The 16080-nt window shown below is 48.4% G+C and carries 12 protein-coding genes; 1 reads left to right on the top strand and 11 read right to left on the bottom strand.

Features of this window, described 5'->3' with window-relative positions:
• Window positions 1–212: 212 nt before the first annotated feature.
• The 11 genes from ACE3K2_RS10605 to ACE3K2_RS10555 all read right to left on the bottom strand — a co-directional run bounded on the left by ACE3K2_RS10605 (window position 213) and on the right by ACE3K2_RS10555 (window position 14960).
• Window positions 213–1916: an RICIN domain-containing protein gene (locus tag ACE3K2_RS10605; RefSeq protein ID WP_421889590.1), complete on the bottom strand. Its 1704-nt coding sequence runs from the start codon at window positions 1914–1916 to the stop codon at window positions 213–215.
• A gap of 82 nt (window positions 1917–1998) precedes the next feature.
• A complete protein-coding gene (locus ACE3K2_RS10600) occupies window positions 1999–2133 on the bottom strand; it encodes a hypothetical protein (RefSeq protein ID WP_421889588.1) in 135 nt (44 codons plus the stop codon).
• A gap of 58 nt (window positions 2134–2191) precedes the next feature.
• On the bottom strand, window positions 2192–3139 hold the full coding sequence (locus ACE3K2_RS10595; RefSeq protein WP_421889586.1) for a carbohydrate ABC transporter permease: 948 nt from the start codon (window positions 3137–3139) through the stop codon (window positions 2192–2194).
• Between the two features lie 17 nt (window positions 3140–3156).
• Complete coding sequence (locus tag ACE3K2_RS10590; protein WP_421889584.1) at window positions 3157–4002, bottom strand: carbohydrate ABC transporter permease; 846 nt, start codon at window positions 4000–4002, stop codon at window positions 3157–3159.
• 53 nt (window positions 4003–4055) lie between these two features.
• Window positions 4056–6632, bottom strand: coding sequence for a DUF5696 domain-containing protein (locus ACE3K2_RS10585; protein ID WP_421889582.1), 2577 nt, complete (start codon window positions 6630–6632; stop codon window positions 4056–4058).
• 17 nt (window positions 6633–6649) lie between these two features.
• Window positions 6650–7285: a YIP1 family protein gene (locus ACE3K2_RS10580; RefSeq protein ID WP_421889580.1), complete on the bottom strand. Its 636-nt coding sequence runs from the start codon at window positions 7283–7285 to the stop codon at window positions 6650–6652.
• On the bottom strand, window positions 7269–8732 hold the full coding sequence (locus ACE3K2_RS10575) for a hypothetical protein (protein ID WP_421889578.1): 1464 nt from the start codon (window positions 8730–8732) through the stop codon (window positions 7269–7271). Before ACE3K2_RS10575 ends, ACE3K2_RS10580 begins: the two co-directional genes overlap by 17 nt.
• 15 nt (window positions 8733–8747) lie before the next feature.
• Window positions 8748–9623 (bottom strand): carbohydrate ABC transporter permease, encoded by an 876-nt coding sequence (locus tag ACE3K2_RS10570; RefSeq protein ID WP_278295182.1) that lies wholly within the window; start codon window positions 9621–9623, stop codon window positions 8748–8750.
• 2 nt (window positions 9624–9625) lie between these two features.
• Window positions 9626–10582 (bottom strand): carbohydrate ABC transporter permease, encoded by a 957-nt coding sequence (locus ACE3K2_RS10565; RefSeq protein WP_421889576.1) that lies wholly within the window; start codon window positions 10580–10582, stop codon window positions 9626–9628.
• Between the two features lie 19 nt (window positions 10583–10601).
• The gene (locus tag ACE3K2_RS10560) at window positions 10602–13499 is read right to left on the bottom strand and encodes an extracellular solute-binding protein (protein WP_421889574.1); all 2898 of its coding nucleotides are present in this window, start codon (window positions 13497–13499) and stop codon (window positions 10602–10604) included.
• A 105-nt stretch (window positions 13500–13604) separates the two neighbouring features.
• Window positions 13605–14960 (bottom strand): extracellular solute-binding protein, encoded by a 1356-nt coding sequence (locus tag ACE3K2_RS10555; protein ID WP_421889572.1) that lies wholly within the window; start codon window positions 14958–14960, stop codon window positions 13605–13607.
• Between the two features lie 274 nt (window positions 14961–15234).
• On the opposite strand from ACE3K2_RS10555, the gene ACE3K2_RS10550 reads away from it, so the two are divergent.
• On the top strand, window positions 15235–16002 hold the full coding sequence (locus tag ACE3K2_RS10550; RefSeq protein WP_421889570.1) for a helix-turn-helix domain-containing protein: 768 nt from the start codon (window positions 15235–15237) through the stop codon (window positions 16000–16002).
• Window positions 16003–16080 lie beyond the last annotated feature (78 nt).

Raw genomic sequence — 16080 nt, 5'->3', positions numbered from 1 at the left:
TCCTGGTGAAGGTACAACTTCTTCCTTATGGTACATTTACTTACCACAGCGTACAATGCTTGCATGAAAATAATTGTCTATCTGCTGTTTGGCGCACAAATAGAGTTGTGTTACCTTGGCACCGCCTCACGCCCCAGTATCTAAAATAAACGCAAAAAAACCTCCCCAGACAAGGAATGGCTTGGGGAGGTTTTTGGTTAACGTGGCTCTTTTTAATTGCTGACGGCAACAAATTTCCATTGTTGGTTTGTTGCACCCGTGTAGGTGTTCTGCTGCAACTTGGCACCATCCGAAGTGGAAGCATTGGCGACTTCAATCGCTTTATTGCTGTTCACGTTGATGATACTCCAGTATCCGTTTCCAAGATCATTCACTTTGAAATGCTGAGCGGTGGTGTTCAGATTGCTCATGAGTTGGACCACTTCCCCATTGGTGCTGGTACCGTTGCGAATATCGATGACTTTGTCCGGCGAGTTCACACTTGTCAGTGTATAGCTACCGCTGCCGATCGAGGTCAGAACCCACTTCTGAGGGTTGCCGCCCAGATCACTCCACTGCTGGAGCTGAAGATTGTTTTCGTTTACACCACCTGGGACATCAATAACCTTGTTGGAATGCCGGGCTACAATTTTATAGGTTGCCCCGGATACCAGACCCGTTGTTGGTCCGCCTGTTCCACTGCCCGGGTAAGTCTGAGCACGTTCATGGTACCAGTTAAACAGGAATCGTCCCATGGCACTCCGTGAAGCATCCCCGTCCCACTTCAGGCCTGCCGTAGGATCGGCAAAGGAGCTTCGTGGTCCTTCACTTAGAATGAATCCGTTCATATGAGCTGCAATACTGACATTCCCTGCTGCGTTGAAGATTGTTTTGGTATTCGTGCCAAAACCTTCATTGCTGCCATTAAACAAGTTCCAATAAGCCGAATCGCCAGGTTTGTTTTTGAACCAGGTTACCTCGGTAATGTTAATCGGATATTTGTCAGCGGCTGCCTTCACGTTGGTATTCCACTGGTCTTGCAGGATGGAGAAGTTGTCATATGCACCATAACCAGGGTACCAGTGAACCGCATATCCATAGTTGTTGAGCGGGTCTGTCAATGGATGGCTTGCCGTTAAGCTGTAAAATTGATTGTAACCCAGACCAGCCGCCCAGATCACGTTGTCCGCACCTTGGCTGCGAATCGTTGAAATCATGGAATTCTGGAAATTGCGCAAGTCATTCCAGTGATCCACAAAATCATTTTCCCCGTTGTACCCACCCCAATGTCCATTAGCATAGGATTTCACCGGTTCGTTGATCAGTTCGAAATGAACGTTGTCTGCACTTTTGATCTCCGGGCGTGAAGCGAGATAACCCCAGATTTGATTGAACTTTTGCAGATTGTCAGATGTTGTTGCCTGATCATCCTTCAACGTGAAGTCCAGTCCCAGGACAACATAAACACCTTTAGTTTTGGCGTATTGAATGTATGGAATAATTACATTTTGCGTAACCGTCTGCACACCGGCAAAGTTATATGTACCAGCAGCCACATCACCCATGTCCTGACGATCGATGAACAGACGTACCTGATTCATATTCCAGCCATGGTTGCTTCCGTATTTCGGGCTGGTGTCTGCAAAGGTATCCGTAATGTCTTTCAGATAAGCCAGTGTTGCTGCGTGACGGTTATTGCCGTGCAGGTTGAGATAATAATTGCTGTCCTGATATGTCCAGTAGGCGCCTGAAGGTTGATGCCAACCGTTCAGAAGCACAGGCTGGTTGTTGCTGTTCACCAGGTTTTTGCCGTTTACGTGAAGCTTGCCCATCGGCATGCCCACCCATGCTTCGGCACGGCTGCCTCCCCATGGAGCAATGGTGATCAATAAAGCTAGAATGAGTAACAGTTTACAAGATGTCATGAACTTCTTCACTATAATTCCTCCTGATCTGATATATTGCCTTGCACTATTGCGAGGTAAGCTCCGTCAAAATATCTCTGATCAAACATATCGCTCAGGTCGGTGCCCGCTCCCGCAATCCGTTCCACACCAGCAAGGGGATACTGCGTAGGGAAGGGTCGCGGTTCTGCTGCGAGCAAATGTTCATGAGATCATTACATGCCCCCTTTTCATAGATGGAATGTTGCATGAAGTTCCTCCTTCCTTTTCCAGTCTAATTCCAACTCAAACGTACAGGAGAACTTAACTTAACCGACGATTCCCGTACGCTCTACACTCTCTACGAAATATCGCTGCACAAACAGATAGATGACGATCAATGGCAAAATGGCAAGAAGAATTCCTGTATCCTGGATCATACTCAGATAGAACGGATCGGCCTGGGAAGCTGCACCGTCCGTAACCTGCTGGGCCAGATTATACGGAAGGGACGATAACTGAGTCGACATGACTTTACTCGAAGTCAGATAAGTGGTTGTATAAAAGCTATCATTCCACTGCCATACGAAGGAAAACAGCATGACTGTCACCATGGACGGAATGGCATTGGGCAGCATGATTCTTGAAAATGTACGCCCGATGCCCGCACCGTCCACATAAGCCGCCTCCTCCACTTCCTTCGGAATGCCTCTGAAGAATTGCCGGAAAATAAAGATATACAACCCGGCCTTGAGCGAATTTGCTGTAATCGCCGTCAGAATGAAAGGCCAGTACGTATTGAGCAGATTAACAGGCTTGCCGGTCAAGAGCGTTACAAGCCCCATCAGGTCAAAGCTTTTCAGATTAAGGTATACCGGAATAAGAATGGTCGTTGGCGGTACAAGAATCGTCAGAATGACACCGGCAAAAAGCCAGTTGCTTCCTCTGAATTTCAGTCTGGCGAATCCGTATCCTGCAAGTGCACAGGATGCTGTAGTCAGCAATGTTGTGGTTGCAGACAGAGCAAACGTATTAAACAGCGTTGCCCAGTAATCCATTACGCGTATCGCCTGCTTAAAATTGTCAATGGAGAAGTTCTGTGGAATCCATACGACCACTGCCGAATACAGATCGCCTTTATCCTTGACGGATGTTGAAACCTTCTGGAATATGGGAAACAGGATAACGAAGGAAAGCCCGGTAATCAGAACGAATCGGATTATGGCCCACAGCCAGCCTTTCCAATGCTCCAACGATAATAATCGTGATGTTTTCACGTGGGACACCCTCCTTTCTAATCTTGATAGAAGACTCGCTTCGAGAAAATGATGGATACGATAACCAGAATGATGGCAATAGCCAGAAAGTAGACCCATGCCATGGCAGAACTTAATCCAAAGTCAAACTTGACGAAGCCGGTATCCCGGATCAGTTCCGTCATGGCGTTATTGGCAAACGAATCAATGATGGTATAGATCGCATTGACAAAAATAAGCGGGCTGACCATCGGAAACGTAATTTTCCAGAAGGCTTCATACCCCGTCGCGCCTTCCATCTTCGAAGCCTCATACAGTTGAGGGGAAATCGTCTGGATCCCTGCCAAAAAGATCAAAATCTGTACACCGGATTGACTGACGATCTGATAGATCCGATCTACGGCGCTACTCAGATACGTGACAATCCAATCGCTCACTCCGGCGTTTACCATCAGATTTTCGAGTTCAAATGTCCCGAGTGAACTTCCACCGGTGCTGCTCTGATTAACCGCTTCAATCAGGCTGGTGCTCTCCAGCGTCATAATTACTCCCGATGCCAGAATAACCGGCAGGAAAAAGATCGACCGTGCTACAGCCCGGCCCCTGAACTTCTGATTCAGGACGACGGCAAGGAACAGACTGAATATAACGATAAGCGGTACGTTGATGAGCACATCTGTGATTGCCTCAATTAATGCACGGTTAAAGCTTGTATTAACGGTCAGTGCCTGAATGTAATTGGCGACACCTGTGAATTGAATCGCTATGCCTTCTGCGTTGGCTTGAATGGTACTCATGCTGTATCGCAGAGAGGCTAACAGCGGAATGAAGAAAAACAATATAAAACCAATGAGCCAGGGAAGCACGTAGATTACGCCCCACATGGCTTTCTGCTGAGCATACGTACGACTTCCCCATTTCCATTTCAGGAGCGTCTTCAGAGCTGCTCACCACCAGTCACATAGCTTTGGGCTTCCACTGTATCGTTGTCAACTTTCACAGGGAAGTCGTTATAATTGACGATTACGAACCCGCCACCTTCATATGTTGTCCGGAAGACACCCTCCTCCAGGGATTCATGGGACATCATGGAACGTCCGCCAAACGAGAGGTTCACCTGGTTCACCTCGTTGTAGATCTCGGCAGCCAGATCGATCCACTGTTCATAATTCGCCGCGTAGAGATCATCATAATCGGTTTCTTTCACAACATGGTTTGGCGCATTGAACCATGCAAAGTAAGGGCTGGCTCCATATTCAATCAACTTCAGCACATATTGCCTTGCGTTGGTATATGTGGAGAGATTGTATGGAGTACCTGTATAGCTGATGCTACCGTGTACAACGAGCTGATAGAACGGAATCTCTTCATCCTCCAGCTTGAAACGGCTGCTGGTCATCGGCGCATCTGTCAGACCGGTTACATACGGCAGGGCATAAGCGTTCCCGCCTTCAGCAACAAGCGAGCCAGCCTGCTGCCGGATCTGTTCAAGAGCCTTCTTTACGGAACCGAGCGCTTGTGTTCGGTCCACCAGTTTTTTCGGATTCATATCGCTGTTTAACTGCCCTGCCAAGTCATTCAGGCTCAGCGTAAGTCCATCCTTTTGAAGAGAACTCAGCTCATCTAACATGTCTTCCGTCACGTCCTCAAGCAAGTTGGGCGAAAGCACATAGGAAGGTGAACGATCCCGGTCCCGCCGCTGGATGGCCTGATTCATCGGATACATGACCGCTGGTTCCTGAGTTAATGTGCGTGAAGCTTCTTTGGATGGTTTGAACCCCTTTTTGGATTGCACATTCAGCAGAGCGATATCCGGATAGAAGCCGATGCCCGCTTCTTGTGTGTATGCGCTGAATTCCCGCAATCCCTTTTTCCCGCCTATAGCGCCGTCTACTTGGATGGAATCCGGAAGTCGATGATGAAGTCCGCCGTTAAGCCATCCTGAATAGCGAACCTGAATATTGGATACCTTTTTCTCTGTCAAGGCGGAGAGAATGCTTTTGGCTTCATCAAACGTGGTCAAAGCCTCCGTCGAATCATACGGTATGCCCAGCATATGCTTCCGTGTTGTCATGCCACCGAACAGTTGCAGGTAAAAGGGAACGTTGCTCTGCTCCTTGCTGGCATTCAGCTCGGGAAGTCCGCCATTCTGCAACAGATACTCCCGATAGATAGAGGCAAGCCCGGAGTAAGAGGCCTTATCTTTCCCTACAAAAGCATATCGAACAACGAAGTCGGACATGGTTGGTTTCTTCTGGAACTTCGGAAGTGTACGAACCATATCGCTTGCCTGAAGCGTCACATCGCTCTTGTTCACGACATAGAAGCTTGGATATACGTTGTTATAGCTGTTCAGCTTGCCGCTGATATCGGCATTCACAACAGCAACGGCATCCCCTTCTTCAATAATGCCCAGGAAAGCTCCCTCTTTCCGAATCAGTCCAAATACCGGCAGCCTGGCTCTGGCTTCATTCGAACTTGCTTCCCGCAGTTTCATGGTCATATCCGGTCCATATATGTCTTGTTGGTAGGATGGATACTGCAGCTTGCCATTGTTAAAATGGATCAGTGCTCCCGAACCGTCCGGCACCAGTATGGAGCCTTCTTCATCTGCACCCCCGGCCCCGAAGTAATCCAGTACAGATATGCTGTTGATTGGATATTCCTCCGGAAAATGAATGCCTGAGGACGGAACACGCACAAGCAGATCCTCTCCATCCAGCTCATATTCCATCGTAAGCATAAACAGCCGTGGTCCGCTTCGTTCCTCTTCGATGCCGAATTCGGCATGATCCTGAACCAGATCCTCCGGTGTGTAACCGGCTGTGTCCAAAGCCTTCAAGGCCCGGGACAGCTGCAATCCTTGCATCGCCTTATCAATTCGGACGTAAGCACCCTCATCCTTGTCTTCCGCATATCCGACCTTCAAGGCCCGCTGCCCAGCCTTGTCTAGCTGTGCAAGCAGTTTTTGTTCAAATCGTTCCTTGCTGATCTTCATCGGCAAGTCTTCGATGGATCGCTCAGTGCTTCCAAACTGGTAGTGAACTCGTACGCCAGCTGGCAGCACCTCGTAGCTTATCTGCTTATGTGCAACACTATCCGTGAAGGAATTCACGGTGCTGCTCTGTCCAAGGCTGTTGAAGAAGCTGAGCTTTGTTTGTGATGACAAAAGGTCTTTATTTATCCCGGCTGCAACTCCATCCTGCTCACGATCTGCTGGGTTGCTGCGCCAGATTTGCCCGCTCTGGGTGTGAATCACTGCAACCTCGGCTGTCTCTTCATGAATGAACAACTTCAGCGCAGCGTTCTGCGCAATGCCTACCATGCCGGGTAGGCGGACATCGCTGAACGATGATTTCAATTTCTCTCCGGGAGGCAGGGAGGGAAATTCCGTCTGATCCGCGGCAGTCACTGTCTCTTGAGCGAGCGGTGTTGGCGAGAATTGACATCCACCAAGAAGCAGACTGCTCGCGAGCAGCATTCCTGTTATTTTTTTGGCTACGGCATATTTCATAACCGATTCCTCCTCCCTTAGCCCCGAAGCACTAATTCCTGATAAATAGTTACGACAAACGATACAATCTGCTGTACAAGACTGAAGAATAACAGGCATAGAAATGCCATAAACGCCATCGCTACAAGTGTCAGCAGCATCGTAAGCACCGTTTTGGCTGGTGAATACTGATGAACTGTCATATTTCCCACAAATAACAGATATACTGTCCACGCGACAGCGAGTGCATTGGAGAAATAATAAAAAGCAGTTTCCTGCGCAGAAATCACAAGACTCAGCCAGATCCATGGGAAATGAATAAGGAAAAGCGGTACCAATGCAAAACACGTGGACATGAAAATTTCAGAGAATTTTCCTTCCCCGTCCATCAATGTGGTTAACGACCAGTTGGCTACACACCAAAACAGCACCGGTATAATGACATATACCATTTCGAGCAGACTGTTCAGGTACTTTGGATTACTGAGATTAATGAGAAAACCGCTGTACTGGGCATGCAAAATTTTGGTGATCACCAGAAGCACCAGGATCATGAAAGCAATCAGCAGTGAGTTTCTCTGGTTCCGTTCATATTTCAATTCCCAGTATCCGTCAAACGGATGAAATATCAGATGCAGCGGGTACTGGTACAATTGCTTACTTGATGCCTGCATTCGTAGTCCTCCTTTTCTGCCTGCGAACGATGATGATGGTGACAAACGCAGCAACAGCCAGGAATAGTCCGGACATCATCCATGAAAAATGCTCACGCATCAGCTCTTTGCGATACAAAAGAAAAGCTTTGGAATACCCTTTGGGCTCCATGCTGCGCTTAAAATATTTCGCAGACTCGGCGTATTCCTTCTGACGAAGCAATGCTTTGCCAATTCCCGCATATGCATATTCCAAATTAGCATTCATCTCGGCAGCTTGGGCAAACAGCACGGAAGATTGATCTTCATCACCGTTATAGTAGCTGCGTACTGCTTCGTGGAGCGTACGTCCGTATTCGGTTGTTTGAAACACGGTGATTTCCCCAAGCGCTTTATCCAGCACCAACATCCGGTCTCCCGCACGTTCCAGGGCAACAGGTGTATTAAACTGACCCAAGCGATTCCCGATGCCGCCAAAAATGTGGAGCAGGTATCCGTCACCATTGTAGGTGAAGATTCGGCCCTTGCTGGAATCCAGTACGGAGAACATGTCACTGTCCCCCACATCCACATCAATCAGTCGGGATGGTCCGGCTTCCTGGGTGTACAGCAAGTCACCCTGCGGCGTCTGATAGCCTTCTCTGCGCAAAATGTCTGTACCCTGGGCATTCAGTTTCTTGACCGGATCTTTGCCGCGATCGCCGCTGGTGGCGTAGATAAAACCCTCTTCATCCATATCCAGATTGGTAAATTCCGTTGGAGTGAACATCACCATCTGGCTGCGCTGCTCCCGTGTCGCAAATCGTTTCCACAGATATTCCACCGGGTCCACCTGGACTCTGTTCGCTCCAATGAAGGAAGAGAACGTACCATCGGCGCTGAACTCCATGAATCCATCAAATACGCCTTCGGCCATAACATAGATGCGTTCCCCTTTGTCCATCACAATCCGCATCGGTTTAAACTGGAAGTCTGCTTTTAGCAGATCTGATTTCGGTTCAGACACAATCTTGACCAGCTTCCCTTGTTCATCCAGATGCACCACCCGGTGATTATCCGAATCAGCGACCAGCAGATGGCCTTTTTCCGTGACATACAACCCCTGTGGGTTTTTAAAATGATCTTCCTTGCCTTCCTGCACAAACGAATCAATCGTGCGTACCAGCTTGAAGTTGCGATCCATCTCAATGATGCGGCCATTACCCGAATCGAGCACAAAAACGTGCTGATTGGCGGTGACATGCATGTCACTTGGCTCTTTCATGGGTGTCGTGTTCAGCTTCTTGCCGGTGATAATCGTTGTTGCTTCATATGCCGCCGGTGCCGGAACTGCGTCACCCCAGAAGGAATAATGATACGCATCCGTTTTCCCGTCTGCACTCACATAAGATGCCTCTTGAACGAACAACAGGAGGCAGATCATGCCCATGATGACCGATTTGCGTTTGTTCCATGTGCTTCTCCGCACCTCGCTGCCTCCTTTCTACTCTTTCATGCCCGAAGTGGCCATCGTCTGCATAACACTGCTCTGAGAGATGATAAACAGGGTGATCGGTACGATCATCAGAAGCAAGGCAACAGCCGCACCTACACCGGCTCTTGCAATTCCTCCCTGTACAATCTGACTGAGCGCATAATGCAGCGTTTTGAGATTTTCACTGTAAATGAAGCTCCCGCCGTCCGTTCCCCATAACGCTGGAAACTGCAGGATCATTAGCGTGAGCCATGCCGGCTTCACATTGGGCATCACGATGCTCCAGAATATCCGGTATTCATTGGCTCCGTCGATTTTGGCTGCCTCCAGCAATGCATCCGGAATCTGCTCCATGAACTGTTTCATGAGGAAAAGTCCCAATGAGAACGCGAGTGATGGCACAATAATCGATGCGTGAGTGTTAATCCATCCAAGCCAGGACATGACCATGTAGTTTGGAATTGCCGTAACATGTGGGGAGAACATTAGGGACAGAATGACAATGGTGAATAACACTTTGGAACCCGGAAAACGATATTTCGCCAGCGGATATGCCGCCGCAGATGCAAGAAGGATATGTCCTGCTGTGCCAAGTATCGTTATGAGCAAAGTGTTGGCAATATAGCGGGATAATGGCACCCACGAATTGCCCATGAGGTTGATCAAATCGGCAAAATTCTCCGTTGTCGGATTGTTCACCCAGAAGCGCGGCGGGAAAATAAACAGCTCATCCAGCGGCTTGAATGCATTGTTGACTGCATAGATGAGCGGAAGCACCATAAAGGATCCGAACACAGCCAGCAATGCAAACAACATCAGGCTGACGGTAAATGACCGATTAAGCCTCTTCGGCATGCCAAACACGGCACGTACTTTGCTGGTCATCGTCATTCACCTATCTTTCTAAGCATTTTTTGCGTTAAAACGTTTGTGCCCAGCATCAGGGCAAACAGGACTGTTGCAATGGCCGAGGCGTACCCCATCTCGAAACGAATCGTTCCGAAGTCCATCAGATGTGTGACCACGGTGTGTGCCGCATAGTTTACGCTTGGGAAGCCTGCCAGCGCGATCGAGATCTCGGCTACGGCGAAGGAAGCGGTAATCTGCATTACAGCACCAAACATCAGTTGCGGTCTCATTGAGGGCAGTGTGATATACCAAAGCTCCTGCCACCGGTTTTTGATCCCATCCACCGTTCCGGCTTCCACCAGAGAACGATCAATGGTTTGCAGTCCTGCGATAAAAGCCAGGAAGCTGGTTCCGAGACTCAGCCACAGCTGAACAATAATGACGATTGCCAGTACATACTTCTCGTCGGCAAGCCATTGGATCGGTTCAAGTACGACGCCAAGTCGCATCAGGAACCCGTTCATATACCCGTAACTGTCACCCGAGAAGATGATCAGCCAGATGAAAAAGACGTTACCCGATATGGATGGGGCATAGAAAACCAGTGTCATGACCGCCCGAATTTTAGGAGACAGTTCATTAATGATCCACGCAAACAAAAAGCAGGCAATATAACTGAGCGGGCCTGTAATGACCGCGAAAAGCAGCGTGTTTTTGAGCGCGATCAGAAATACGTCATCGTTCAGGAAGAGCCGGGAATAGTTCTGCCAACCGACAAATCGCGGCAGCTCCAGCATATTGAAGTGAAAAAAGCTGAGCCCGAGTGAAATGCCGACCGGAATAACCGTAAACAAGAAAAAAATCAGCATAAACGGTGCCATCAATACATAATAATGCCTGCTGAGATACAGATCCCGCTTCAATAGGGACCACCAGCCGACCTGGCGGGTATGAACGGCAGGAGCGGCGGCTGTCTTGGTTGTTTTAGCTTGCAACCGTTACCCTCCCTTTCCTCTATTTCAGATTAAATTCTTTGCGTTTCAACTCAATTTCATCATCGATGTACAACACATAGTCCGATAAGGCTTCACGCGGATTTTCATTCGCATTGACCACCTTGCGGAAGGCATTGTCCAGATGTCGTCCTGTGAAATAACCTCCGGGTAGCTGCGGAATTCCCTGTACCCATTCCCATTGTTTCTCGAGATTTTGATAATCCTTCACAGGCCAAGGTAATTGCTTCAAGGCTTCGATATTGGCCGTCGGGTAACGGGCAGCCGCTCCCATAAGGCCTTCCATTTCTCTCCCGTATTCAATCTGGGTCTGCTCATCCGTCCACCATTTCATGAACTTCCACGCCGCTTCCTTGTTGTCGGCATTTTCGAGCATCATCACCGCGCTCGTTGCGCTGGCCACTTCATGCCGTATGGACCCATCTGGAAGCTGTGTACCCGGAACGATCGTAAAATCCCAGAGATTGCGGATCTCCGGAGCCATAACCGTCAGCATGTTATACGTGGTGTAATCAGCAATCCCGATCGGCATTTCCCCGGTTCGGAAACGGTTCGGAAAGTCAGCTTTGAGCGGAAACTTGTAATTGGTATAAAATTGAGTCCAGCGTTTAAACGCATCCATTGAAATCTCCGAATCCAGTGCACTTTTCTTCTGGTCTTCGGTGTAGAACGTGCCGTCGTTCTGATATAACAACATGGCAAAGGTTGAATTCGGAACCAGGTTGGCATTGTTCAGCGTATCCTCGATCGGCAGATAAAACTCCATGTTATGCTTCTGCAGCACGGCGATGGCGTTATATACGTCCTGCCACGTTTTTGGCGGTTCGAGGCCCAGCTCATTCAGAATATCTTTGCGGTAAAAGAGCATTGGAAAATGCTGCTGCTCCGGAAGGGCATATACCCCGTCGTTGTAGCGGTATGGCGTCAACCCGCTTTCGCGGAACCTGCCGGAAACTTCCTCAAAATCGGGGAACTGGCTCAGATCCGCTGTTGCATTCCTCATCGCATAGTTCACCGGAATGTCTTCGCCCATCTGCATGGCTACATCCGGACCTTCCCCCGAGAGTGTAGCGGGCAGCAAAATGTTGGGCGGTACGAGACGCAACTGCACAGATATATCGGTATCCGGAGTAAACGAATCGTCAATCATGCCCTTCAGTACTTGGGCCTGATCCCGTCCAGTTGTGATCCATACGGTGATGGCATCCTTCTTTTGTTCCACGTTACCAATGCTGTCGTAATCTTCGGTGTACGAGGCAACATATGCGCCAAGTTCGTGCTTGACCTGCTGAATGGTGCTCGCCTCCGCTTTTGGCAGCGATTCACCCGGCGGAGATACGACAAGGTAGTCCAGCGTAATCGGCTGTTCACGCACCGATAGAATCCATGTGCCGAGACCGCCTACGTTAATTTTGAATGTATCCAGCCGTTTGGGAACGGTCTCCGGTCTGGCCGCCATATCTTCCAGCTGCAAAACCATGGCGTGCAGTATGGCCACTTTGTCACTTTGCTCACCTGTGGCTTTTTCCAGATAATTTGCAACGGAGCGCAAGGTGTCAGCCTGCCGCTCAAACACCTCCGTCATCTCTGGAATACGTTGTTCCAGCTGGTAATCCCGCAGTGGATCCGGACTATTGGAGGTGATCATTAATATTTTGCGATACATCTCATTCAGTTCCAGCACGCTGGATTCCACGGTCCGAAGCAGCGGAGCGATGTCGCCGAGTGTAACCGTCATTCGGATGCGGTGTTTTCCTTTTTCCAGATGAAACTGATATGGCTGATCTTCCCCTGATCCCAACACCTGAGTTTGCCAGGCTGGGCTGTAGTTAAATCGAATGCGTTTCATTTCCTTAAACGGAACTTCGCCGTTAATCGTCAGACTGCGGGTGGCGTAGATGCCACGCAATTGATCCTGCTTCACCTTAAGCGCGATTTGATACAGTCCGTCTTCAGGAACATTGATTTCCCACTCAATCCATTCGCCCGGCAGCTTCCAGTTAATGCCTCCGATGGCGTTTATCCGAATTTTGGATACATCATAAGGCTCCAGTGAAGGGCTTGAGCGGTCCGAGATCGGTGCCAATGTAGGAGATGACTTGCTGACAGCCTCCTCCCCCTGTACTTTCAGCATGACAGGAGCGGCTTGTTTCAAGCCGAGTGAGGCATAGGTCTGCTCCAGCTCTGCATAGGACAGGACTTCACCTTCCTGGTACAACTCGATGTAATCGATCGCCATGCTCTCTCTTAATGAAGTGAGCGATAACTGCTGATTGCCTTTGTCAAAATAAAACTGAAATGGTTCCTCAAAATACCCTGCGCTGTCCTTGAAGGAAGTTAGCTGCCATTCGGGCTGTTCCACTTGTCTTGGTCTGAGGTCATTGCCACGATCATCCTGTCGGACGTTATCTTCGCGATTCCCCCATACCCTGTCAAATAGAAGAATATCGGCCCCTCTGAACGGAACCTTACCGTTAACCTCAAGTCTGCGTTCGATTCCGGAGCTTTTGCCTTCTACGGGATAATAGTGAATGCGAATGTTGTACAAACCGCTCACTTGCACGGGAACATCCCAGCGAATGGTTCCGGTTTCCGGTGTAATTACGGCACTTCCGTCTAATCCGGCGTACCCTTGCACAACCTCAAATTCCCCATTCTCTGCCTGAACATAAGATTCACCTTCGATGCGTACCGTTTCATCGGGTTTGGCCGTATTGTCATGAGCAGTCAGATAATGCTCATAACTGAATGAATCCTCGGTTCCCGATACCGCTTCAAAGTCCTCAAGCGCATGTACCGTTCCCGGATTACGATCCCGCGATGGATATAGTGTCCATATGGAGAGCACCAAGGCCAGGACAAGCACCAGGATTAGTCCCTTTTTCTTACGTGACCGCATGTTTGAATGTATCCCCTTTCCTCTAAACGTTGCGATAACTGGACGATTGACTAACCCGGACAGACCGCACCTTCACTGGTGCGTTCTGCCCGTGTAACGTGATGCTTATTTGTATACCTCATCAATCGCAGCCTGGAAAGGAGCCTTGTATTTCTCGATCAGCGTAGATACGGATACTCCTTCTTTGAGCTCCCCGTCAAAGTCCCAGAATGGCAAGGACGGGAATGTGTTATGGTCGAGAACCAGCATACCTTCCGCGACCTCTCTGGCGTTGTTGATATCTGCTTCATCGGTCAGATGTGTCTCCAGTGTGGATTGCCCCGGATACTCATAGATCGAATCGATCTCGTTAATTTTCTCCCAGATGTACATCAGTTGTTCCGGATTTTCTACCGCTTTAGGAATCGTTATAGCCTGGTAACGTGACTCACCGGAGTGATACGCTGTTGCACTTGGACCTTTGGGAAACGGTACAAAACCGATGTCATAATCCTTCATATCCGTCATGATGCCTTCAACTTCGTACATTGCACCTGAATACATCAGAGTGTTACCTTGACGGAAGAACGTGGATGGCTCTGTCCAGTCGCCGCCCTCAGAAGCTCTTCCTACCTTCTCGGTAGCCAGTTTGGACAGGAAGTTCAACGCTTCTTTCGTTTTTGGATCTTCCAGGTTCTGCTTATCCTCTTTGGTTAGAGAAGCCTCGTTGGAATACAGAATCGGTTCCAGCAAGCCCGTTTGAGCGAGTCCCCAAGTGTCCAGCTTGCCATCATTGTTCCGATCCTTGTTCGCTTGTTTGGCAACGCTGATGAACGTATCCCAGTTCCATTCATCGGCATCAACATACTCCTGAAGCGGCTTTAAGCCGAGCTCTTGCATGAGTGTGCGATTATAGAAAATCCCGTTGATAAACGAGGACTGATCCTCGGTAAAGCCGTAACCTTTGCCTTCATACTGCATGTATTCCTTGGTTGTTTTCTGGTTAAAAACCTTGTCGTTTTTAATATAATCATCCACCGGCCATAACAGATCCTGTTTGGTTAATGCCGGAATAGCATAGTTTTTGCCCAGTCTCACAAGATCACCAAGCGGTTCACCGGCCATCAGGGAAGCAACTACCTTTTCCTGATATTCGCCAAAATCGATGGAAACGTATTCAATATTAAAGTTGTGTTTTTTCTTCAGCGCTTCGAGATTCTCTAGGCGTTGAATGTTGTCCGGGTTGTTCCCCTGTATTTCCATGTCCCACCAAGCAACCACTTTGATCGTTCTGCCGCCCATGTCAAAATCCATTTCTGGCGTAGAATTTTCATTCTTTGCCTCGGTTTCCACGGGTGTTTGTTCCTCCTGTGGTGTGGTCTTTTCCGGCTCGGGTTGAGCAGTAGGTGCAGAACTGCATGCAGCAATCACCAACAAGACCGCAAATACCAGGCTCAGTAGCATGAACTTGTTTTTTCTCATCGTCTTCCCCCCTGATTGTCTTTTGCTCTCACAGTGTATCGTCCAAATGAAAGCGTAAACAACCTGCCAGAATACAGATGTTTACCCGGGCAGAATATAGAATTTCGTAATTCTGCTTGGACAAAGTGCATTATAGGTTTTAATTGGTAAAGAAATGCACTCTCTACAAAAATATGCACATTGTATGCGCTTTCTTTTATTATCATAATGAAATTAAGTCAACTTTCAGTTAATCTGGCGGATTACAATTCAGCAGAAGGTGAGGTATTGCTTCATGTATGATATTTTACTTGTGGATTTCAGCCGTCGTTTGTGCGGAGAGTTGCAACAGATGTTGCTACGGAGCAAAGCTCAATATACTATCGCAAATTGTGTATTCTCATCGGCCGAGGCTTTGACCGCATTGTCAGAACGAGACTTTTCCCTTGTTATGGTACATACAGAGAGGTTTGATACCGCGGGGCTCTGGTTATGCAATGATATTCGACAAAAAAGTCAGATACCCATCCTCCTGATGGGTGGAAGAGATCACTTCAGGTTCGTACGTAAAGCTTTGACGTATCAGGTGAATGATTATCTCCCGTATCCTGTTAGTCCCTCTTCTTTACTTAACAGTCTGCATGGACTTCGATCCCACCTTGAAACCGATCCGGCACACAAAGCATCATCGTTCTTCAAAACGCCCGTTCAAATGAATGGTAAGCCCATGCACTCCAGTCATGTCATTCGTATCGTCAAAGCCTATGTACGGGATCATCTGAGTGATGAAATCACGCTGAAGAACATCTCTGACATGCTTCATTTTAACTGTGCATACCTTGGACAGAAGTTTAAGCTGGAAGAAAAGATGTCTTTCAATGATTATGTGCTCCAGCAACGTATGGAAAAGGCACAGCAGTTGTTGTCTTCCACGAATCTTCGAATATATGAGATTGCTATTGAGGTAGGCTATAAAGATATTGATTGGTTCTATAAAAAATTCAAAGCGTATGCCGGATCAAGTCCCAATGCTTATAGACGGCAAAAAATCCACACGGCTTAGGCTGGATCACCGGATCGCTTTGTTTATCAGTGCATAACTACAAAAAACGCAGGAGTTGTTCTCCCTGCGTTTTTTTAT

It is taken from the genome of Paenibacillus sp. (genome assembly GCF_048976745.1).
In the GTDB taxonomy this organism is placed as follows: Bacteria; Bacillota; Bacilli; order Paenibacillales; family Paenibacillaceae; genus Paenibacillus.
This window is presented reverse-complemented; position numbering and strand designations above follow the sequence as displayed.